This is a genomic window from Paenibacillus provencensis (genome assembly GCF_042678545.1).
Lineage (GTDB): Bacteria > Bacillota > Bacilli > Paenibacillales > Paenibacillaceae > Paenibacillus > Paenibacillus provencensis.
In genome coordinates this window covers 200296-223728 of record NZ_JBHTKX010000001.1, presented here as the reverse complement: position 1 = coordinate 223728, position 23433 = coordinate 200296, and the positions used below count along the sequence as shown (strand labels likewise).

The window sequence follows — 23433 nt, the reverse complement described above, 5'->3', positions numbered from 1 at the left end:
GTTCCTCCAATTATATATACAGAATATGATGGATGCCGCTCATATCAGCAGGAACCTCCATTAACTCTTTCAACCAGTCCGTTCCATACCGGTTAACGTAATAGTAAACATTATAGACTCTTTCCTGCGGGCGTTTTGAAGGAAAAAGCGATCTTTCTACATAATCCCATTGCTTAAGCGAAGCTTCATGTCTCTGTGCTATGGCCTGCTTCGTTCTTTTTTGCATATATTCGATCTGTTCTTCTATTTTCTCGCTGTTGGTTATTCCTAGACGACCCAGCCCCGACTCCAGCTGACCGAGCTGTTCAAGTAATGGCGCATATAGCTTGCGGAAAGAAGTCTTAAGATCTTCAAACTGTCCGTTCACATCAAATTCATCCAAGCTGAGCAGCCAGGTCTCTTTCTTCTCATCAAAGGAGAACTGGATATCAGCAAAAGTCAAATCATATTTATCCATCAGCTTCTGTATATGATGATCCAAAATCGTATATGACAAACGTGGCATAAGTATTGGCATGCGAAGACCCATTCGATGAAATGCGTCTTTGGTCAGCGCCCAGTAAGCAATCTCGGCATGCCCGAGCACCGTTGACAGCACCGGGAATATAGAATCCTGCATTAAAGGCCGGGTCAGAACATTGTTACTGAAGCGTTCCGGATGCTGATGGAGAATTTCAAGCAGCTCTGTTTTGGAAAAAGAAACATAGCCTTTGCGATCGACAAATCTACCGTCTTCCTTAAACAACAGCAATCTGGATCCCTCATGGATATAGAACAGATTTGCTCCTCCGGAGGCGACATCCGCCTGCATCGTAAAGCCGCTTGTTACAACTCGGCCGGAAGACTCGTGGTAACATTGTTCAAGCATGTCGTTATCTTCTATAATACGCTCAAATACAGGCACTTCGAGCTTTCTTAACTCCGGATCTGCCGAGTCCATAAGTACGAGTCCATATGAGCCGAACAATTGCCCTAGCAATTTGGCGAATACATCACTCAAGCTTAGATACTCGTCCTGAACCGCTTCTCTAATAGAAGCAATAATTTCCGGTTTGTTCTCCGAATCAGGTAATAGCTCTTCCAGCTCCTGAATAGCAGCAATCCAATGCTCCTTCTCCACGGCAACGTCACTCACGGAAGAGCGCCCTTCATATTTTCCAGGCATTTTGACTTTAGTTACCGAGAGATCTGAACTCATTAAGTAAGTATGGTCCACCTCATCCCAATCATGGTCCTCACCGGCAATCCAGAATATGGGCACAACAGGACGTCCAAGCTTCTCTTCTGCGGTCTTGGCCGCTTTAATAATCGTTGCTGCCTTGTATATAACAAGCAAAGAGCCGGTGAACAATCCGCTCTGCTGACCGCCGGTAATAACTAAAGCGTTCTCCTGTGCCAGCCGGTCCAGAGATGCCTTAACTGCAGGATGCGGATTTCGACTTTCATTATATAAACGCAAGCAAGTAACCATTGCCTGCCGGTCTACTCGTGTGTCTCCGGTTCGATCAAGCCACTCGGCACGCGCTATGTAGCTGGAAAAATCGCGAAAATTATATTCGTACAAATGATGCACGGTTTCATCGTAACGCAAATAATGTTCCGCTAGAGGTGATCCACTACGCAGCGCCTCAGGAATTAGATTCATGAGGTCATCCTCCTATTCATTTAAAGCCTTATTCGATTGTACCGAATGCTTTATATTCCGTCAAAGTAATAATTGTATACATTGAATCAATTTCATACATGTTTAGGTAATGGAATTGATTCAGAATCAATTTCATACACGTTTAGGTAATGGAATTGATTCTCCGAATCAAAAAAACCGCCGATTATAACATCGGCGGCACGAACTAACATATCTTGATCAAGCGTAAGGTTCAGCCACAAAATGGCCTTTGGATACTTCAATCAGCTTGGCATTATCCAGGTTAAAGGCGCTCTTCGCTGCCTCTCCCTCATTACCTGAACTGATTGGGCCCGAATTGTCCTCAGGCATAATAATACGCTTTTTATTCGCTTCAATGTCCGGATCCGGAATCGGAATCGCGGATAGAAGCATTTTGGTATAAGGATGGATCGGGTTTGCATACAGCTCTTCACTGTCAGCAAGCTCTACCATTTTACCCATATACATTACAGCAACCCGGTCACTGATGTGCTTAACCATGGAAAGGTCATGGGCAATGAACAAGTAAGTCAGACCCAAACGATCCTGAAGATCCTTCAGAAGGTTAACCACCTGTGCTTGAATGGATACGTCAAGTGCGGAAATCGGCTCATCACAAATGATGAATTTAGGATTTACTGCAAGAGCACGGGCAATCCCGATCCGCTGACGCTGTCCACCGGAGAATTCATGCGGATAACGGTTCGCATGGTCTGAATTAAGGCCTACAAGATCCAATAGCTCCTCGATCCGTTTCTTGCGCTCCTTGCTGCTTCCAGCCATATTGTGAATATCCAGAGCTTCACCAATAATATCAGAAACGGTAAAGCGCGGATTGAGCGATGCATACGGATCTTGGAAAATCATCTGCATGTCACGGCGCATGGCTTTCATCTTGTTCGGTGAGAGCTTGTAGATATCTGTGCCGTTAAAGCGCACACTGCCTGCTGTAGGCTCATACAAACGAAGGATTGTACGTCCAGCTGTTGATTTACCACAGCCGGATTCTCCTACCATTCCGAGAGTCTCGCCTTCACGAATATAAAAGTTAAGATTATCTACGGCTTTGAGCGTACGATTCTTCCCTACATTAAAGTATTTCTTAAGACCTTCAACCTCAATTAAGTTCTTGCTCATGAAGAATGTACCTCCTTCGCCATAGGATGCAGCTCCCAGCAGCGTGCCATGTGAGTGTCACTGAATACAGTAGCACCAGGATCAATACGCTCGCAGATGCTCATTGCACGATCACAACGCGCTGCGAATGGGCAGCCAAGCGGTGGCTTGATCAAATCCGGCGGTGTACCCACGATCGGAATGAGCGGCTCATCCTTCTTCTGATCAAGACGAGGCATGGAACGCATCAAACCTTTGGTATACGGATGCTGCGGATTTTTGAATATTTCATATTTCGTACCTGTTTCTACCACTTCTCCAGCATACATAACGATAACGCGGTCTGCAATACCGGCTACTACGCCAAGATCATGTGTGATCAGGATAATGGAAGTGCCAAGCTGTTCCTGCATGTCTTTCATAACGTCCATAATCTGAGCCTGAATCGTTACGTCAAGAGCCGTTGTCGGCTCATCGGCAATCAGCAGCGCCGGCTTACAAGCAAGTGCAATTGCGATCATCGCACGCTGACGCATACCGCCGGAGAATTCATGTGGATATTGATTGAAGCGCTCTTCTGCATTCTTAATACCGACCATTTTGAGCATTTTAACCGCTTCTTTAGCTGCCTCATCCTTGGACATGTTCTGATGCTTGATCAATACCTCAGTAATCTGTTTACCGATCTTGATGGTCGGGTTCAGCGATGTCATCGGATCTTGGAAGATCATGCCGATATCTTTACCACGAATGGATTCCATTTGCTTATTGGTCTTCTTCAGCAAATCCTGTCCTTGGAAAATTATTTCACCTTTATTAATGATGGACGGTGGAGAAGGAATCAAACGCATAATGGTTTGGGCTGTTACACTCTTACCACTACCGGATTCACCGACAATAGCAACAGTCTCACCCTTGCCGATTTCAAAATTCATGCCGCGTACGGCCTTTACCTCGCCGTCTCTTACTTTAAATGAAACGTTAAGATCTTTAACCTGCAACAACGGATCCATTATGTCCACCTCCTATTTTTTCAGTTTTGGATCTAGTGCGTCACGGAGTCCGTCACCGAAGAGGTTGAACGCTAGCATGATTAAGCTGATCAGACCTGCCGGGAACAACATCCGCCAAGGGTAGTACATCCATCCTGTAAGTGCGTTCTCAATCATGGAACCCAGGGACGCTCTTGGAGCTTGTACACCAAGACCAAGGAAGCTCAGGAAAGCCTCACTGAAGATCGCACTCGGTACGGATAAAGTCAGTGTTACGATAATTGGCCCTACTGCGTTTGGCAGCAGGTGTTTGAAGATAAGACGAGACGAGTTTGCACCCATGGATTTGGAAGCAAGCACGAATTCTCTGTTCTTGAGCTGCATAATTTCGCCCCGTACAATCCAGGCCATATTAATCCAGCCAGTTATACATAGGGCTATAATAATCGTTCCCACGCTAGGCTCGAGGACGACTAGAAGCAAAATAGTAACAAGCAGATAAGGGATTGCATACAGGATCTCAGAGAATTTGTTCATGATTTCTCCGACACGTCCACCGTAGAAGCCCATGATTCCGCCGTAGATAACCCCAATACAAAGGTCAATCAAGGCGGCTGCAAAACCGATAATTAGTGAGATCTGCGCACCTGACCAGGTACGTACCCACATATCGCGGCCAAGATCGTCCGTTCCAAACCAGTGCTCTTTGGAAGGAGGCTGATTGGCGTTCATCAGATCATTCGTCTGATAGTCATTGCTGGACATCAATGGAGCAACTATCGACATAATAATAATGATAACGAGGATGACTAGGCTGGTCATCGCGAGCTTATTTTTAAGAAGCCGCTCCCATGCATCGCGCATAGCTGACACACTTTGACGCTGAATGACCTCTGCTTGCTTCTCATCCGTCCCGATTCTTCTAAAATCTTCAGGTGTAAGCTGAGTGTTGTTTGGATCGATGCTAGATTGATTTGCAGACACTACCTAGCCCTCCTTTCCATTCGAAAGTTTGATACGCGGATCAATAAGAACATATGCAATATCCGTTAGAAAACGAGCAAACATGAGAATAATGCCATAGAATATGGTGATTCCCATAATCATGGTATAATCACGTGTCGTAATACTTTCGACGAATACTTTACCAATACCGCCGATACCGAATACACGCTCGATAACAACAGAACCTGTAACCACGTTAGCCGTCATTGGTCCAACATAAGTAACGACCGGCATGATCGCATTACGGATAATATGTCTGAACATAATGGTGAAGCTGTTCAAGCCTTTGGCTTTCGCCGTTTTAATATAATCGGCGTGTAATACCTCAAGCATGTTGGAGCGTGTCAAACGCGCGATATAGGCAATAGGCTGGGCAGACAGCGCCGCAACCGGCAGGACATAATCGAGCGGACCGTTAAGTCCCATTACTTTGAATATTCCCAGCTCTTGCGCCAGATAGAATTGCAGGAGTGATGCGAGCACGAAACTCGGGACTGCGATTCCAATAACCGCAAGCACCATAGCCACGTTGTCAATTATCTTCCGATGGTTCATCGCTGCAACCATTCCAAGCAAAATACCTACGATAACAGCTACAACGATAGCAACAAGTCCAAGCTTAAGTGACACACCAAAGGTTTGGCCGATAATATCGGTCACATCTTGGTTCAGTCGCTTCATGGAGATTCCGAAATCTCCTGTGATGATATTACCGAGATAATCAATATATTGCATGAACACCGGCTTATCGAGGCCGTATTGTTCCATAAGTCTGGCTTGAATTTCAGGTGATGTCGCCTTCTCACTCATAAACGGGTTACCCGGAATCGCCTTCATTAGGAAGAACGTAGCGGAGATGAGAATAAATAGAGATATCAGCATGAAAATCAGCCTATTGATCACGTATCTTATCATGATCCTGGACACCCCCCGCAAATTAACATAACAGTTGTACAATTACAATTTTATAAAAACTAGAGGATTAAATCTATTCTAGTTATTTGCGAATTTTACTATTACTTTCCAATTATGGACGACATACAAAAAAATCGGGATATATAAGGGTTAGCCCGCATATATATCCCGAAGCTTCTATACAGTTATATCCTTACTTACCCTCAACAGAAGCTCTAGTGAAGTCAATTGCTCCACTGAAATCAAGGCTAACGCCTTTAAGGTAAGGCTTAGTTAAAGAAACATTTGTATAGTAGTACAACGGTGCAATGACCATGTCCTCTTCAACGAGCATTTTCTCAGCTTGAGCAAAGAGATCATTACGTTTAGCTGCATCTTGCTCTACAGCTGCTTGCTCGATAAGCGCATCGTACTCAGGGTTTGCATAACCGGAATCATTGTTACCGTTGCCTGTAGTCCACATATCCATGAATGTCATCGGATCATTGTAGTCAGCGGACCAGCCAGCACGTGCTACTTGATAGTTCAGGTTCTTACGAGTTTCAAGGAACACACCCCACTCTTGGTTCTGAGTGGCAACTTCTACGCCAAGAGCGTTTTTCCACATATCCGCTACAGCTACAGCCAGTTTTTGGTGAGCTTCACTGGAGTTGTAGATCAGAGTAATTTTAGGAAGCGTTGTGTAGCCTTCTTCCTTCATACCTTCTTCAAGCAAACGTTTTGCTTCTTCTGCATTCTCTTGGAAGTATGCATCTTCAACTTCGGTACGGAACTCATCAGAAGCACCTTTGATACCTGGAGGTACAAATCCAAATGCTGGCAGCTGTCCGCCAAGAGTTACATTGTCAACGATCGCTTGACGATTGATAGACATTGCAAAGGCTTTACGGATTTTAGCATTTTGGAAAGGCTCAGCTGTTACGTTAAACATATAGTAGTACGTACTAGCGATACCTTTCACATTAAATTCTTCAGGCAATTCACTTTGAACACCTTTGATTTGGTCTGTAGGGATTTCACCGTTAGGTGCACCAGCATAATCGATTTCACCATTTCTATAAGAAGAAAGTTCTGTCGCACCGCTGTTTGTCAAAGACATATCTACACGAGCAAGGCTGATGCTGTCTTTGTCCCAATATTGTTCATTCTTCGTAACTTGGATCTTTTGACCTGTTGTCCATTCAGTAAGCGTGAACGGTCCGTTAACAACCATCGAATCTTTGTTAGTCGCCCATTTGTCATTACCCTCAACAGAGGAATGAACTGGGTAGTAAGTGTAGAAGGAAGTCAGACCCAAGAAGTAAGGAGTTGGGTTAGCCAGTTTTACTTTAAGAGTCTTCTCGTCTACTGCTTCAACGCCGACTTGGGAGAAATCTGTGATTTCGCCAGTGTTGAACTGTTCTGCATTCTCGATGTAGTACAGCTGATAAGCATAAGGTGGAGCCGGTGTAGAAGCGGGATCAAGGACGCGCTTCCACGCGAACACAAAAATCGTTTGCTGTTACTGCATCGCCATTGCTCCATTTAGCATCTTCACGAAGTGTGAAGACGTATTCTTTGCCATCTTCAGAAATTTCCCAAGATTCCGCAACACCTGGATCTGGGTTACCATCTTCGCCCATACGAACTAGGCCTTCATACATAAGCTTCAATACCGTGTTAGTCTGGCTGTCTTGAGCTTGAGCCGGGTCAAAAGTCGGCGGTTCAGCACTCAAATTAATGTTCAAAACCTGTTCTGCTGGTGCATTTCCTTCACCAGATTGACTGCCTTCATTGCTATTGTCAGAACCGCACGCTGCAAGTACGGAACCAAATGCAAGAACTAGCGTCAAAAGGACTAACAAACTCTTCCTTTTCATCAAGCATTTCCCCCTAAAAAGATGATGTGGTATATATGTTTATAGATTATACAACCAGCGGTCAAAAAAATCTACATAACTTTTTCTGAAAAATGACTTTTTTTCACCATTCGACACATTCGACACATTTTGCACACAATTCGCGTTATGTTTCCTTACATTAAATCTAGTATGTAGCTGAATAATCCAAAGGCTAAAAGTACTATATAGCTGAATCCCATTGCGACAAAAGCCATGCGCCAAACGGCTTTTATCATCCTTCTGTAGTTAATCTTCCCCTTTAGACGAGTTTGTGCGCTTCCAATTAAACCCAACGAGATGAGCAGCACCAGCAAAATCAGATAGAAGCCGAAACGTAAATCAAAAGTGCTATTAAACAACGCGGCAACAGCTGCGATCAAAAAGATTGTCGTTACATCCATTGCCGTATGAAGAGCCGTCTTCTTCGGTTTCTTAAAATAAACCATTCCGTAGTACACGATCAAAAACGGAAAAAACGGAAGCATGCTAAGTACAATAAGAAATGATCCGATAGCGTTCAATTCCCTTTACTCCCTCCTTAGTGGCATTCCCTCAATAAGTTTCCATACGAGCTGATGACCTTCCGCACGCATTTCCGCCTCTCTTGCCATAGCGACAATACTGCCGTTAATAGCAGCAATCTCGGTTGGCCTGCCATGGAGGACATCCATACACATGGAAGACCAGTTGCTCGAGGTCGATTGACAAACAGCAACAACTTGTTCCCATAGATTTGCATCATATTCAATCCGATGAGCATCATAGACAGCCACAGCCTCAGTGTAGAGCTGCTTCATCGCCTCCATTCTCTCTTGACTTGCCAGTAATTCCCCGTTTGGTATTTTCCAGAGAGAAGTCAGTGGATTAATTACCGCATTAATGACCAATTTCCGATAAATCAATCTATCGATTTCATTCGACGATTTTGTATCAAATCCTGCTTTAAGCAATTTATGGACTAAAGTGTCCACCTCTGCCTCAATAGGTGCTCCTGCGCGATATGACCAGCCGATGTGCGTCTCTCCGTAACCAGCCCTTGTCACTTCGATCTCATCTATTCGTTTGGCACCCTCCGTTGTAATTGCAGCATACACCCGGGCTGAAGGAAATGCTTCGGTAATGACAGGAATATGTCCCGTTCCATTCTGAAAACAAAATATAGCCGTATCCAGCTTGCTGACCTTAGTCAGCATCTCCATTGATTCCTGAAGACCTCCTTGTTTCGTCATAAGCATGATTATATGTCCGGGCTTCTTCCTCCATTCCTCTGGTAGGGATACAAGCTCTCTCGCTTCAAATCTCCCAGCTTGTACGCTCCATACTTGTCCGTCTGGCTGGTTTATAGTAATTCCATTTTCAAGTAAACGTGCAGCCTGTGCTCTCGTTCTAGTCCAGAACCTTACTTCTTCTCCTGCATATACGAGGGCTCCGCCATACATAAGACCAAGAGAGCCCGCACCAATGACATCAATAACCAAATTCGTTCCACCTCCAAGCATACCTTTCTCTCTTACTATATATTAGTTAGAAGCATATGACAAAAGCCCATTTGACCACGCATTACGCGGTCAAACAGGCTTTGAGTTCCACAATCCCACTTCTAGACTTGTTACTGGATATCCAAGTTTATTCAATACGTTCTAGGTTACCATTCGCATCCATTTTGAACCGAGTTTTATCTTCTTCTTCCTCAGATAAAAAAGCGAGTCTTCTGGCACGATCCATAATTTGAATGAGCGCTTTATAATCATCGTTTACTACCCGATAATCGGTTTGTACTTCGCTGACTTGCTTGGATAAGCGATCATTCTCAAATCTAAGCTCGTTCAATTCTTCTTCTTTTTCGCGCAATTCCTTCTCGATGAGCTTCAGCTGTCTAGAATTTTCCTGAACAATCCCCTTCCATTGCCTTAAGAAGCGGATTACAGCGTCAATAGACAAGGTTTCCTCAGAGAACCCCTCTGTTCTGTACATAAGCTCATCGGTTTCCATTACCGATAATGCTGCAACTTGAGGCTGAACAGCAGCATCTCTTTTCGAATAGCTTCGTTTTTGGCGCTGAGCCTTGGCAATGCCTATAGCTTCATCGTACTTCTTGCGAACGAAGCTGTTCCAGCGGAAACCGCATGCAGCCGAAGTTCTACCGATTTTTTCACCTACTTCCTCAAAAGCGGCAAGCTGAGTGCTTCCTTCCCGGATATGGCGAAGCGTAACATCAGCCAGGATCAAATCATCCTCCGCGCTCCATGCATCCTGTCTAACTGCAGTCATGCTATAAACCTCCTAACGACATCCATAATCACAGCCTCACCTTACAGCACGAATCAAGCTATGAGATGAAAAGCCGGTTATAAAATTCAGCTTTAATCATTCTTATGCCCTTCATAGAGTTCATAGAATCTATTTCATACTAAAATGTATTTCCAAATTGCTCCCTGGACATACCCTAAAAGATTTCGCTTTCATATCCATTTTTTATTTACATCATTTTCCTTAACAGATATAATGTTACTTAGTAGTTAGACGAGCGTTCTTAAGAGAGGGGGTAGTCATCGTGGCGCGCATGTTTCGTGTGCTGGGATTTTTCACTCTAACGATTGGTCTTATGGCCTTTGCAGGTAATATGTTGGAGATGGCTTTGTTATTTTTCCTTCAAACCGCTTTTTTCGTCATTCTCGGTTATTTGAAATTTACGGAGAGAACCTATATTTTATTGTTCTGGGCTTACATGATTATCACCTTTTCAGGCTTCAGCTACTGGACTGTATTCGAAATGGGCAAACCTCTATAGCACATCTCATTAAACAAATAAAGAACGGATCAGCCAAGTTAAGCTGATCCGTTCTTTATTTGTTTTCTTTTTCATATGTATGTTTTAAGTATATGATACAGGAAGTTTGTAACTTGGTGGCTATCTCAATGCTATCAAGCTTTAGACCCATTTTACTAGTACAAGCTATAGGGAGGAAATATATGAGAAACCGTTCTATATATTATGTGACCATCTGCTGTTCTATTCTACTGTTATTTCACCATATCTCCCCTATCCAGGCTGAACCCACCTTGGACGAGAATACGAGAGAAGTTCTGCAGAACAGCCTGTCTATCGTTGAAATTGATCACGAGATCGAGCGCATAGAAGTACAGCAGCAGCAAATCGAAGAAAGCCGAGGGTCACTTGAAGCCGAAATGTCTGTACATAAGGAAGAAATGAAAGATCATCAGGAACGTGCTGCCTCTATTGTGAGGTCCTATTATATGGGGGAGCGGGATCAATTGCTGCATATTTTTTTGAAGGCAAAGTCGCTGCGCTCCATTCAAATCGTGGCAAGCTATTATGAAATTATCATAGGCAGAGATCATGAGGTACTTCATGCTTATCATTCGAGGCAGCAGGAGCTTGAAGAAATGGCAGTTAGACTGGATCAGAATGACGCAGAGCTTCGCATGCTTAAACATAATTTACAGAGTCAGCGGGAAAGAGTACTCTTGCTGGAGCAGGAAGTTGAGGATACGCTGGCGAGCAATGGTAACCGGGAACTGATGGAGAAGCTGATTGAGGAACTGAACACTTACTGGAACAATGTAGGCATACATGAGGTGAAGCGGTACTTCGGCGCACTTGCCTCCGCCATGAATCATCTGCCCGATTTCGTCCAACAGGAAAAAGGCATCATTTCAACAAATGGCCGAACCTATTCGATTCGAATCAATGAAGAGCAATTAAACAATTTTCTGAGAGCGGAGAATGAAATATTCAACGATTTTGCTTTTGAATTTACCGATGATTATATCATCGCCAGTGGAAAAAGAGACAATCTTGAACTCGCTGTACAAGGTCATTACACCGTCATTGATGAGCCGACTAACGGTCTTCTATTTCATGTAGACAAGCTCGTATTTAACGGCTTTGAACTTCCGGATACAACTCGGAGCATGCTTCAGCAAGAATTCGATCTGGGATTTTACCCGCAAAAGCTCATGTCTTTCATCAAAGCAACCGATGTCTCTACAAAGGACCAGACGCTGGAAGTGACGCTCGAATTAGCCTTGAAATAATACTCCCGCTCATGGCTGTGGATTCTGCACAGACTCACTCGGCATTTCGTCCTCTCCCTGTTGTGAGAACAAGGACTGCACACGTGAATAATATACCTCAGCAGTTATATCGCCACGCAAAAACTGTGTGATCAGGGGCTGTGCACTATTGAGCAAGTCTCCATTAAGCAGGTCATTATGATAAGCAGCCTCAAGGCTCTGTTCTAGAGCCTGAACAGGAATGGCTCTTGTAACGTCCCGCATCCCCAGCTCTTCATAAACGGATCTATAAATCGGCAGATTCCCTGTTTCTTCAAACCAGTCTTGTGCAGTTTCAGGGGATGTCATTGCCTTAATCCATTCGGAAGCCAGGTCCATTTGCCCTGTTCTAGAGGAAATGGCAAAGCTGCGGCCCGTCACCGTAAGGGCCTGTGTTTCCACATCATTGTTAATGTACTCGGTAAGTTCTCCACGATACTCAGGCAGCATATCAGACAGCTTAACAATTCCAGAGATCCAGTTCAAATGACCGGAAGCAGAATTCTTGAAGTCTGTCTCAATATAAGGAAGGAGCATCTCCAGTTCTTGAAGCCTTGACTGCATTTGTTCATTCTGCTCATCAGGGTTGAAGAGATCTTCTGTTTGACGGATAATTCCTCGAAATTCAAGCCAGGAGGCAAAGGCCAGCGGATCTTCCACATCCAAAAAGAATGGCTTGTCGTCCGTCTTTGACCATGCTGTTATTCGGTTCATCCAATCCTCATCAGTGCTCATTGATTGCAAGGGTGGTGACGACGCATTGTCTCTGCGGGCTTCAGCATAGATATATGGATCAATATCAAGAGGAACAGCCCAGCGATATTGATTCCATTCATTTACCGTAATCACCTGCGGAAATGGATCTGCAGCCATTCCATTCAGGTCATTCCCTATGAACGGTCTCAAATAGCCTTGCATGGCAAACAACCGAACATGACGATTATTCAGCAAGGTAATGTCTGCACTGTCACCTAACATAAAACCTTCGCGTATGGCTTCATACTCATCGCTTTCACTAGTTTCTTTCATATTATGTACTTCAACGCCGGTACCGATCCTATTTCCGATCTCTACAGCGAAGCGCTGAAAAACTGCAAATTCCTGCTCCTTCATCGACACCGTTATTTTCAATGGCTGCTGCTCCTGTGGAACTTGAGGAGCTGGACGATATAACGGATCCGTGCTCTGATCGTCCTCATCCGTTACAGGGTCACGAGATATTTCAAGGCTTGGAGACAATATGGTCAAGGACAACAATAACACGACAAACAGTATCCACTGGTTTCTTCGCTTCACAGCTTCGGTACCTCCCCTAGAAATATCCAACCTTTCCCCATTATTGTACCAAATGGATAGTCTGCTTGTCCTACTAACTTCTCTTTCATTCTCCATTCTGGTTACTAGTCTAGTCAAAGAAAAGAACCGGAATGATATCCGGCTCTTCTCAGCGATTTCTTCATTTTCCGGGAAATATATAGCCTACAAGAGATCAGCTGCCAGCTGAGCGAGCTTGGAGCGTTCGCCTTTTTCAAGCATAATGTGTCCGCTGATCCCTTCCTGACGAAACCGTTCAACAATATATGTTAAACCGTTGCTTGCTGAGTCAAGATATGGATGGTCTATTTGCTCTGGATCACCCATCAGAATAATCTTACTTCCTTCACCTACACGAGAAACAATGGTCTTTACTTCATGCTTCGATAAATTCTGAGCCTCATCAATAATGATAAACTGCCCAGGAATCGATCTGCCTCGAATATAAGTGAGCGCTTCTACTTGTATACTGCCGAGTCCCATGAGTATTTTATCGATGTCACCCGCCTTTTTCGTATCGAACAGAAACTCCAGATTATCGTATATCGGCTGCATCCAGGGACGAAGCTTCTCCTCTTTCTCCCCTGGGAGGTAACCAATATCCTTGCCCATCGGAACCACCGGTCTTGCGATGAGAAGCTTTTTGTATTTATGCTCATCCTCGACCTTCAGAAGTCCTGCTGCAAGGGCGAGCATTGTTTTCCCCGTTCCGGCCTTACCTGTAATTGTTACCAGCGGTATATCATCATTCAACAATAACTCTAAAGCCATTCTCTGTTGTGCATTGCGTGCGACGATTCCCCAGACCGGATCATTACTGAGATATAGAGGCTCCAGCTTGGTAGCTTCCTGATTCACCTTAAGCAGGGCAGATTTACCCGTGCCCATCTCGTCCTTCAATATAATAAATTCGTGTGGATACAGATTATAATTTAGCTGCAATGGTATAATTGGCAGAAAACGATACGTATAAAATTCATCGATTACGGAAGGATGGACTCTAATCGCAGTATACCCCGGATACAATTCACTTGGATCTGCGGTACGATCAGACAAATAGTCCTGAGTGTTAAGACCAAGCACATCTGCCTTGATTCGTACGAGTACATCCTTGCTGACTAAAACAATATCTCGTGGTACCTCCTTATGCTCCTGCTCAAGCTGATAATTGAGCGCAACTGCAAGTATGCGATTATCATTTGTAACTTCACCAAACATCTCCTGTACTCTAATGAAACTGCGGTGATTTAGTTCTACCTTTAAGTTTCCGCCATTCGGTAAAGGTACTCCACTGTGCAAATGTCCGTGCTCCCTTAATCCATCTAATGAACGCGAGACATATCTCGCATTTCTCCCTATTTCATCTGCATTACGCTTTTTGGAGTCGATTTCCTCCAGCACTACGGCAGGAATTACAACTTCATGCTCGTCAAAAGCATAAATGGCGCCCGGATCATGAAGCAGCACATTCGTATCCAACACAAAAATTTTTTTCATTGGTATCCCCTCCAAGGCGGCGTCGTTTAAGTACAGCTAGGGCAAGCTATGGGCAGCGATAAGGACAATCGTGTATCCCATATCTAAATGTATTCGACCGGGAGCAAATAATTGTACAATTTCCTGAAAATATCCGTGGAATATGCATCGTTCATCACATTAAATACAAAGAGCCCAGTGAACAGGGTTCACCGGGCTTGTATTCATGACAAAACAGTGCATTTGTCAGCATATTCATATGAAGAGAGCGATATTCCATTCGATTAGCATAGTTGGACATAGACAGGACCTCCGCTAATGAATTCCATCTATGGGATACATCCACATTATATCACTACTTCTTCAAGGTTTGAACAGATATTTTGCAGATGATTTAATTTCCAGAAGCTTCAGCTGCTCCAGAAGAATGCTCGCCTGCAAGCTCTTTCGCTAGTGCTTGCTTCGCTTGGTCTAACTCCCCTTGATTAATATATACATAGGGGCTATTCCATGTTCCTGTCACCGGCACAAAGTTTACACTTTCCTTCGGAAGATTCCAATAGGTTGAAATGAAATTCTTAACCTGATCACTCTCTACCGTTGTCGTCATATTATCATCTACAGCACCGACGACTTTTCCAATCTTCGTAACACCGCCAAGAGACTTCATTTGATCCATTAACGAGTGAAGAACTTCACTTTGACGCTGGTTGCGGGAGAAATCGTCCGAAGCTGGCGTCTTAGGTTCACAGTTTGATTTGCGATAACGAACATACCCAAGCGCATCCTCGCCATTCAAACGCTGAGGACCGGCAGTCAGATTAATGTCGGTATCATCCGCGGTATCCTTATAGCACATATTCTGATTCACATTAACTTCGACTCCGCCCAGGGCATCCACAATCTCTTCAAATGCCTTGAAGTTCAGCACGGTGACGTAATCAATATCGACATCCAGGTATTTGCCAATCATAACCCGCATTTCTTCCTCTGCAGAGATGCCTGATTCTTTCGCCGCAGCTCTAAATCGAGGATAGAATTCATTCAGTTTCCTCTCGGTATAACCTTCGAGCTGAACCAGAGTGTCACGTGGCAGAGATACGATGGTCGCGGATTTCGTCTCCGGATGCAGCGAGGCTACCATCACGACGTCAGACAGGTGGGTGCCCGTCTCCTCTCGATAGTCCGTTCCCAAGATCAGCATCGTCTGCGGCTTCACTTTGGCTGAATCCTCAGCTGCCACAGGATTATTATTCCCCGTGTCAATGACATCATTAAATACCATATACAAATACCCAATACCCGCGATCAAACCAATAACAATTAGAGATAGTACCCATTTCATAAATGTTTTGATCGGACTTTTCTTCTTTACTTTCTTCTTGGTCGTTGTCTGCGCTGCGTTGTTATCGCTGCTCTTGCCACCTCTGTTGCGTGGAGGCAGTCCGTTAGATCCACTCATATTATAAGTTCAACACCTTTATATATTTCTTTGGTTGCTCTTTACATATTACCGCCACCGCTGATGCATTTCAAATATGGGTATATGTTCCACATAAATAAAAAATTTAAACAGCTCCAAAAAAACGGAAAGACCGCTGATTAGGGCGGTCTCTCTAATGTGTGCATTTGAAGTTATCTTTACTATAGCTACATTTTACTTGTCTCTCCAGAAGACTCCGCTTTTTTCTTTTGCCGAGCCTCCACAAAATAGCGGATTCTGACCAGCAGCATTAGTGCCACCGCGACAAGTAAGCATTGAATGATCGGTAATTTATCAATTTGGAAAACGAGCAGCATGAAGGAGCCGATGGCCATCAAAATGTACAGTAATATCTCTTTTAGTAACGGCATTTTCTGCTGTGGGCGAAATACCTTATTGTAGACATAAGTAATCAGTACAAATATAACCACATAACTAACGATCGGGTGTGACGCAAACCATGCCTGCATGGTGGCGTTCATCTCCTTTCAAGTTCGTGCTCTCTTTTCCACATTCATTATTTGGATGAATCAATTTGATTCAAATTATTAAAGATTAGCTTGGGACATCTTGCGATGCTTCTCAGCACGCTCGCGCTCACTCTTATTCAAGAGTTTCTTACGGAGACGAACGGACTTCGGAGTAATCTCACACAGTTCATCATCATTCAAGTACTCAAGAGCTTGCTCCAAGGAGAAGATTATAGGAGTCTTCATCTTAACCGTATCGTCCTTGGTTGCGGAACGTACGTTAGTCAATTGTTTCTCCTTACAGATGTTCACGACGATGTCATTGTCACGATTGTGTTCACCAACGATCATTCCCTCATAAACTTCCGTTCCTACATCAAGGAACAGCATTCCGCGGTCCTCAACACCAATCATACCGTAGAATGTTGATGTTCCATTCTCACTGGATACGAGCACGCCCTGATGACGTCCGCCAACTTGACCGCCTACGAGTGGACCATAGCTGTCGAATGCATTGTTCATTACGCCATAGCCGCGAGTCAGAGTCAAGAAGTTCGTACGATATCCAATCAAGCCGCGTGCAGGGATCAGGAACTCCAGACGAACCTGGCCGTTACCGGAATTGATCATGTTGACCATTTCGGCTTTACGGGAACCCAGGCTTTCCATTACCGCACCCATGCTTTCTTCAGGAATATCGATCATAAGGCGCTCAATTGGCTCCATCTTCTTGCCATCAATCTCCTTGATGATAACTTCCGGCTTGGATACCGCAAGTTCATAGCCTTCACGGCGCATGTTCTCGATTAAAATACCAAGGTGAAGCTCACCACGGCCAGATACGACATAAGCATCCGGGCTGTCTGTTTCTTCAACACGAAGACTCACGTCAGTTTCAAGCTCTTTGAACAGACGGTCACGAAGTCTGCGGGATGTGACCCATTTTCCTTCTCGTCCGGCAAAAGGACTGTTATTAACAAGGAACGTCATTTGAAGTGTCGGCTCATCAATCTTGAGAACCGGCAGAGCTTCAGGATTCGCTGGATCGGCAATCGTTTCACCAATATTAATATCCTTGATCCCTGCTATGGCAACGATATCGCCTGCACCCGCTTCAGCTACTTCTACCCGCTTTAGTCCTTGGAATCCAAACAATTTCTCAATACGTGCAGATTTATTAGATCCGTCACGTTGAATAACGGTTACAGCCTGTCCTTGACGAATTACGCCTCTGTTAACACGTCCAATTGCGATACGTCCCAGATACTCATTGTAATCCATCAGTGTGACGAGGAACTGCAATGGCTCATCAACACTTTCAATCGGATGAGGAATGTGATCAACGATCGTCTCATACAGACTCATCATGTTATCATCTTGTTTCTCCGGATCCATGCTTGAAGTACCGTTGAGTGCAGAAGCATATACAACTGGGAAATCAAGCTGCTCATCATTGGCTCCAAGCTCGATGAACAGGTCAAGCACTTCATCAATAACCTCAGCCGGGCGAGCTGCCGGACGGTCAATTTTGTTAACAACTACGATTGGCGTCAGGTTATGCTCCAGAGCCTTGCGCAGTACAAACTTGGTTTGCGGCATGCAGCCTTCATACGCATCGACAACGAGCAGTACGCCGTCAACCATCTTCATAATCCGTTCTACTTCTCCGCCAAAGTCGGCGTGTCCTGGTGTATCAACAATATTGATAAGGAAATCTTTATAATTGATCGCAGTATTTTTGGCAAGGATCGTAATCCCGCGTTCACGTTCCAAATCATTGGAGTCCATGGCGCGTTCTTGTACGGCCTCATGTTCGCGGAAGGTTCCGGATTGTTGAAGCAGTTTGTCTACAAGTGTCGTTTTGCCGTGGTCAACGTGGGCAATGATCGCAATATTGCGAATATTCTCTCTTACATGCATGGTTTATATCCATATCCTTTCCAAAATCATTTCTATTTGAATCAAATTCATTGTAGCAAGCATGAAATTGATTCTTGAATCAAATTCATTATAGCAAGTCATGAAATTGATTCTTGAATCAAATCCATTGTAGCAAGCCATGAAATTGATTCTTGAATCAAATTCATAGTAACAAGTCATGAAATTGATTCTTGAATCAAATTCATATTAACAAGCCATGAAATTGATTCTTGTTATATATAACGACCTTACTCACAAAAGAAGCGCCGGGTGATAACTCCGACGCACATATATCCCTTATATTATAGACGAAAAACGCTAAAAATCAAGTAGCTTATCGAAAGCGCCGCCGATTAGGTTTAGGTCTTCCGAAGATAAGCCAAATACCCACAAAGATAAGCAAAGCAGCAATGACATATATAAATCCGGTTGTGAGCATGGTTATGAACAGGAGAACGATAGACACCCCAAGCAAAATAATGGACGTCCGGTAGATCACCGCAGGCCGTGGATATTCGAATAAGGCATATTCAAACAAGCCCAGTGCAACCCCTATTATAAAAACAGGCCAGAGAGATGCAGTCAGATGCCATCCCCAAATGCTGCATATCAGGAAGAAAATACCATACACCGTCATTATTCCTGCCGGCACCAAAATAACCGCACTCGTATTTCTAAAGAAATACAAAAGATGGAGAATAATTCCTGGAATGATTAATATCAGAGGCCAGAAATTTCGCCCAAGAAAGCTAAAGAAACCCAATTGACCAAGTAAGATGACAAGACCGGCAATGACGATAAAGATGCCGACCAACCTTTCATTTCTTCCCTTCACTTCACACTTCACCCCGTTTGTATGATTATCTGCTTCTATCCAAGGTAATCCATGATCTACGTTCACTGGGAACTGTATTAGCATGTATAATTCTAGTTTATCCGATGTTTTTGCAAAAAACTACTGTCATGCTTCATATTTGACAAGAAGATCCTGTCCCCCACTCCGTGCCTTGCATAACTTGTTCCAACAATACTAAAAAAACCGGCTTCGAATTGCCGGTTTGTGATTAATCCATTTATGTATCTACCCGATATCTTAATACTTTGAAAAATGCACCGCCAAGCATAACCAAAATAACACAAAGTGCGGGCAGCAATGTCTCATAACCTGCAGAAATCTCTTGAAGCCATAACCCCAGCTTCGGATCACGAAGAACCATCTCGCCGGAAGTATAAGCTAATATGGCTGATCCGGCAAAGACCAGAATCGGAAAGCGGTGCAGCAGCTTAACAACAATACCACTGCCCCAAACGACAATGGGAATGCTAATCGCGATCCCGATCACGATAAGTGCTAGATCACCGTCTGCGATGGCAGCAATGGCCAGAACATTGTCCAGACTCATGACAAAGTCTGCGACGAGTATCGTGTATACAGCACTCCATAAAGTTGTAGATTGTTTAATATTAACATTCCCGTCTTCTTCAAACAGCAATTTAAGCGCAATGTACAGCAGCATAATACCGCCAGCCGCTTGTATAAACGGAATGCCAAGTATGAGCACCGCAATAAAGGTTAAAATACATCTTAATAAAACTGCACCAAAAGCCCCCCACCATACGGCTCTATTGCGGCTCTGCTCAGGCAAATTACGGCTTGCCAAAGCAATGACGACGGCGTTATCGCCGCTTAAAACAAGGTTAATCATTAGTATCTGAACTATAAGCCAAATATCATCCATGAACAGGGTAAACACCTCCATACCCTAGATGTATGCCCTGGTTGTCCTAGCTATGCTTGACGCTGAGAAATCAGAGGAATATAATGAACTCCGATTTATGCAATCGAACGATTCGGAATCATGGTTAGAGTAAAGGAGTGACAAGACTTGGATATCGGTCAGTTTTTAATCAGCTTGCTGCAAATTGTTTTTATCGATTTAATCCTTGCCGGGGACAACGCTATCGTAATTGGACTAGCTGCCCGTAATCTGCCGCAAAATGTACAGAAGAAAGCGATTGTGTATGGTACTGGCGGTGCAGTTCTGATTCGTATTTTTGCAACAATCATCGTACTATGGCTGCTGCAAATTCCATGGCTGCTGCTGGTTGCCGGGCTGCTGCTTGTAGGAATTGCCTACAAACTGCTGGCTGACCAAGGTGCCGACGAACATAGCGATATCAAAGCCGGGAGCTCTTTATGGTCGGCTGTACGCACAATTATCATCGCTGATGCAGCTATGGGGATTGATAATGTAATTGCTGTTGCTGGCGCAGCGGAGCAAAATCTTATTCTCGTTATTTTGGGTCTGCTGATCAGTGTTCCTATCATCGTATGGGGTAGTACCTTGTTTATCAAGCTCATTGATCGTTTTCCTTGGGTTATGTATATTGGCGCTGCTGTACTGGCCTATACGGCCTCGAATATGATTACGGAAGAACAAAGATTTGAAACCTTCTTTATCTCGCATCCCGTTCTTCGGATCCTATTTATTATTCTTGTTATCGGCGGAGTTTTGTTCGCCGGCTATCGGAAACAGCAGAATATGAAGAGGGAACACTCCTACTCTTAAGACAAGAGCAAAAAGATTTGATAATTGGACAAGCTTCTAGCCGTCACATTCACACTAAAAAAGCCTATCGCTGACAATAACAGCGATAAGCTTTTTTTAGTTTTATCAAAATAACACTATATATCTATGGAATCCTTAGAACCAGTCTTCCTGTATCGAATCAGGCATAGCTGTATCGTCATTGCTGCGTAGGACCAGCGTCTCCGTCTGCTCTACCGCACTCGCAATTAATTGAGGAAGCTCCGGAAGGGATGCCTCAATCTTTTCGACAATTCGCAAATTCGGGTTCGTTGTCGGAGACTTGGGTACAAACAAGGTACAGCAATCTTCATAAGGTAAAATGGATGTAGAGTACGTACCGATGTCCTCAGCAATCTTTACAATTTCACTCTTATCCATCATCACAAGCGGCCTTAACAACGGAAGATCGGTTGCCCTCCCAATAACGTTCATGCTTCCAAGAGTCTGGCTGGCTACCTGACCAAGGCTATCTCCGCTTACAATAGCCAGTGCCCCTTCTCGTTCCGCCAGCTGAGTTGCGATTCGTAGCATCGAACGACGCATTAGCGTAATCATTAGATTATCCTGCCCCGTCTTCGTAAACGAGGTTTGAACGTCTGTAAAAGGAACCAGATGAAGCTTGACTTCACCTGCATGATCAGCAAGAATTTTTGCCAGATCAATAACTTTGTCCTTTGCCTTTTGGCTTGTAAACGGGAAGCTGAAGAAATGAACCATTTCCAGCTCTAATCCGCGGCGCATGGAAGACCATGCGGCAACGGGGGAGTCAATCCCTCCTGACAACAGCATCATGGCTTTGCCGTTAGATCCGCGTGGAAAACCTCCGACTGCAGGAACGGATTCATAATACAAATAAGATCTCGCCTCGCGAATTTCAATCTTAAGCTCAATATCCGGATTTCTCACATCCACTTTAAGTGCGCTGAATTGTCTTAGAATGGGGGCCCCGACCAAATGATTCATTTCATGAGAAGAATGCTCGAACGCTTTCCAGACCCTTCTTGCATTTACCTTGAAGGTCGTTCCTTGCTGCGGATCAAGCTCTTCCATAAAACTAAGGGAGGCTGCCACAATCTCATCTGCTACAGACGGAGTTACCTTAACAGGACTAATGGAGACAATCCCAAATACTTTGCGTAAACTATCCGTTATAGCGAGGTGATCATTGCCACCCAGGTCTACGTACATTCTCCCGTATTCCTCAATAATGGAAGTTCCCGGATAGGCCTTCAATTTGGACTTAACATGCTTAATGACGGTTCGCTCAAACCGCTTTCGGTTCTTACCTTTAAGTGTAAACTCTCCAAAGCGGAGCAATAACATATCGTATTTCATCGGTTTAACTATTCCACCCTTCAAAAGAAGCAAGCCTTTCCTTCATCTGTCTCATCGCCTGAATCAGCTGTAATATGTCTTTCTCTGTATGTTGATCTCCGAGACTAATTCGAATTCCGCTGTCCGCAATCGCCTCTGACTTGCCCATTCCCAGCAGCACCCGGCTTGGAATGGCTTGTTTGGAGGAGCAAGCCGATTGAGTAGAAACAATGATATCCAGCTGCTCTAATGTGTGCAGCATCACTTCAGCTTTCATGCCAGGATAAGAGAAATGGACAATATGCGGAGCACCTTCTTCCGAGCTGTTCAGTACCCACTCCGGATGTTGGCTTATTTCCTCAAGAAGCAGGATTTGCAGCCTTTCTAGGCGTGCTTTTAGCTCAGGTTGACGTTCGCGGGCAAGGCGCATGGCTTTGGACATACCTACAATCAGCGGAATATTCTCCGTTCCCGCACGTCTTCCCTGTTCCTGAGAACCACCTGACATTAAAGGTGTCAGCTCCAGACCAGAACGAATATATAAGAGTCCCACGCCTTTGGGACCGCGGATTTTATGTCCCGAAATACTATATAGATCAATGCCTGACCCTGCTAATTGAACAGGGATTTTGCCATAAGCTTGAACTCCGTCCACATGAAACACAATCTTTGGGTGCTTGCGCTTTAGAGCCTGCCCTATTTCAACCACAGGATGAACAGCACCCGTCTCATTATTTACATGCATCAGACTTACAAGAATTGTCTCTTCGCAGATCGCATTTAACACATCCTCTGTCTTCACTCTGCCCATCGCATCTACCGGCACATAGGTAATATCATAACCGATTTCGGACAAAAACTTGATACTTTCATACACGGAGGCATGCTCTGTCCTGGTCGTTATAATATGACGGCCTCTGGAACGGTAACGTAACGCAGCTCCTTTTAAAGCAAGGTTATTGCTCTCGGTAGCTCCTGATGTGAAAATAATTTCATCCGGTTTAACATTCAGAGCCTCGGCACAAACCGAGCGAGATTTGTTCAGCAGTCGTTCTGCGTTTTCCCCGTAAGCATGAATAGAGGAGGCATTTCCATAATGCAGCTTCATTACCTCTGACACCGTGCGGATTACATCTTCATATGGCGGTGCTGAAGCCGCATAATCAAAGTAAAGCATATTGTATCAACTAACCTCCTTTCTTAAACGTGAAAAA

Annotated in this window: 20 protein-coding genes and 1 pseudogene; 3 read left to right on the top strand and 18 right to left on the bottom strand. The window is 44.2% G+C overall.

From position 1 onward, the window contains the following. Window positions 1-10: 10 nt before the first annotated feature. The 9 genes and pseudogenes from bshC to ACFQ3J_RS01070 all read right to left on the bottom strand — a co-directional run bounded on the left by bshC (window position 11) and on the right by ACFQ3J_RS01070 (window position 9845). A complete protein-coding gene (gene bshC, locus ACFQ3J_RS01110; RefSeq protein WP_251580844.1) occupies window positions 11-1645 on the bottom strand; it encodes a bacillithiol biosynthesis cysteine-adding enzyme BshC in 1635 nt (544 codons plus the stop codon). Between the two features lie 219 nt (window positions 1646-1864). Next, window positions 1865-2803: an ABC transporter ATP-binding protein gene (locus ACFQ3J_RS01105; protein ID WP_091158545.1), complete on the bottom strand. Its 939-nt coding sequence runs from the start codon at window positions 2801-2803 to the stop codon at window positions 1865-1867. Then, window positions 2800-3795 carry an ABC transporter ATP-binding protein gene (locus ACFQ3J_RS01100; protein ID WP_091158547.1) on the bottom strand — a complete coding sequence of 332 codons (996 nt, stop codon included), beginning with the start codon at window positions 3793-3795 and terminating at the stop codon, window positions 2800-2802. Before ACFQ3J_RS01100 ends, ACFQ3J_RS01105 begins: the two co-directional genes overlap by 4 nt. A gap of 12 nt (window positions 3796-3807) precedes the next feature. After that, on the bottom strand, window positions 3808-4758 hold the full coding sequence (locus ACFQ3J_RS01095) for an ABC transporter permease (RefSeq protein ID WP_280142860.1): 951 nt from the start codon (window positions 4756-4758) through the stop codon (window positions 3808-3810). A 3-nt stretch (window positions 4759-4761) separates the two neighbouring features. Further along, on the bottom strand, window positions 4762-5694 hold the full coding sequence (locus ACFQ3J_RS01090) for an ABC transporter permease (protein ID WP_091158549.1): 933 nt from the start codon (window positions 5692-5694) through the stop codon (window positions 4762-4764). Window positions 5695-5887: 193 nt separating this feature from the next. Next, a pseudogene (locus ACFQ3J_RS01085) lies at window positions 5888-7553 on the bottom strand (peptide ABC transporter substrate-binding protein). Window positions 7554-7708: 155 nt separating this feature from the next. Further along, window positions 7709-8095, bottom strand: a complete 387-nt coding sequence (locus ACFQ3J_RS01080; protein WP_311285463.1) for a DUF3397 domain-containing protein — start codon at window positions 8093-8095, stop codon at window positions 7709-7711. A 6-nt stretch (window positions 8096-8101) separates the two neighbouring features. Continuing rightward, window positions 8102-9073: a ketopantoate reductase family protein gene (locus ACFQ3J_RS01075; protein WP_091158552.1), complete on the bottom strand. Its 972-nt coding sequence runs from the start codon at window positions 9071-9073 to the stop codon at window positions 8102-8104. Between the two features lie 127 nt (window positions 9074-9200). Continuing rightward, window positions 9201-9845 carry an RsfA family transcriptional regulator gene (locus ACFQ3J_RS01070; protein WP_091158554.1) on the bottom strand — a complete coding sequence of 215 codons (645 nt, stop codon included), beginning with the start codon at window positions 9843-9845 and terminating at the stop codon, window positions 9201-9203. 283 nt (window positions 9846-10128) lie between these two features. Here ACFQ3J_RS01070 and ACFQ3J_RS01065 point away from each other — a divergent pair, with 283 nt between their 5' ends. Together ACFQ3J_RS01065 and ACFQ3J_RS01060 are read left to right on the top strand one after the other, a co-directional pair. After that, complete coding sequence (locus ACFQ3J_RS01065) at window positions 10129-10365, top strand: DUF2626 domain-containing protein (protein ID WP_091158556.1); 237 nt, start codon at window positions 10129-10131, stop codon at window positions 10363-10365. Window positions 10366-10547: 182 nt separating this feature from the next. Continuing rightward, window positions 10548-11633 carry a hypothetical protein gene (locus ACFQ3J_RS01060; RefSeq protein ID WP_091158557.1) on the top strand — a complete coding sequence of 362 codons (1086 nt, stop codon included), beginning with the start codon at window positions 10548-10550 and terminating at the stop codon, window positions 11631-11633. A 9-nt stretch (window positions 11634-11642) separates the two neighbouring features. Here ACFQ3J_RS01060 and ACFQ3J_RS01055 read toward each other — a convergent pair whose 3' ends face one another. The 7 genes from ACFQ3J_RS01055 to ACFQ3J_RS01025 form a co-directional block, all read right to left on the bottom strand. After that, window positions 11643-12947, bottom strand: coding sequence for a hypothetical protein (locus ACFQ3J_RS01055; protein ID WP_251580842.1), 1305 nt, complete (start codon window positions 12945-12947; stop codon window positions 11643-11645). 183 nt (window positions 12948-13130) lie between these two features. After that, a complete protein-coding gene (locus ACFQ3J_RS01050; protein WP_251580841.1) occupies window positions 13131-14462 on the bottom strand; it encodes a PhoH family protein in 1332 nt (443 codons plus the stop codon). Between the two features lie 373 nt (window positions 14463-14835). Then, complete coding sequence (locus ACFQ3J_RS01045; protein ID WP_091158562.1) at window positions 14836-15903, bottom strand: LCP family protein; 1068 nt, start codon at window positions 15901-15903, stop codon at window positions 14836-14838. Window positions 15904-16091: 188 nt separating this feature from the next. Next, the gene (locus tag ACFQ3J_RS01040; RefSeq protein ID WP_047910846.1) at window positions 16092-16394 is read right to left on the bottom strand and encodes a YlaH-like family protein; all 303 of its coding nucleotides are present in this window, start codon (window positions 16392-16394) and stop codon (window positions 16092-16094) included. Between the two features lie 78 nt (window positions 16395-16472). After that, complete coding sequence (gene typA, locus ACFQ3J_RS01035) at window positions 16473-18314, bottom strand: translational GTPase TypA (RefSeq protein WP_091158564.1); 1842 nt, start codon at window positions 18312-18314, stop codon at window positions 16473-16475. A 334-nt stretch (window positions 18315-18648) separates the two neighbouring features. Beyond that, window positions 18649-19149 (bottom strand): LiaF transmembrane domain-containing protein, encoded by a 501-nt coding sequence (locus ACFQ3J_RS01030; protein ID WP_251580840.1) that lies wholly within the window; start codon window positions 19147-19149, stop codon window positions 18649-18651. Between the two features lie 238 nt (window positions 19150-19387). Beyond that, a complete protein-coding gene (locus tag ACFQ3J_RS01025; protein ID WP_251580838.1) occupies window positions 19388-20053 on the bottom strand; it encodes a TerC family protein in 666 nt (221 codons plus the stop codon). A 147-nt stretch (window positions 20054-20200) separates the two neighbouring features. On the opposite strand from ACFQ3J_RS01025, the gene ACFQ3J_RS01020 reads away from it, so the two are divergent. Next, window positions 20201-20884 (top strand): TerC family protein, encoded by a 684-nt coding sequence (locus ACFQ3J_RS01020; protein WP_251580836.1) that lies wholly within the window; start codon window positions 20201-20203, stop codon window positions 20882-20884. Window positions 20885-21019: 135 nt separating this feature from the next. Here the strand turns inward: ACFQ3J_RS01020 and thiI are convergent, their stop codons facing one another. Further along, window positions 21020-22240 carry a tRNA uracil 4-sulfurtransferase ThiI gene (gene thiI / locus ACFQ3J_RS01015; protein WP_091158570.1) on the bottom strand — a complete coding sequence of 407 codons (1221 nt, stop codon included), beginning with the start codon at window positions 22238-22240 and terminating at the stop codon, window positions 21020-21022. Between the two features lie 4 nt (window positions 22241-22244). Continuing rightward, on the bottom strand, window positions 22245-23396 hold the full coding sequence (locus ACFQ3J_RS01010; RefSeq protein ID WP_251580834.1) for a cysteine desulfurase family protein: 1152 nt from the start codon (window positions 23394-23396) through the stop codon (window positions 22245-22247). Between the last annotated feature and the right edge of the window lie 37 nt (window positions 23397-23433).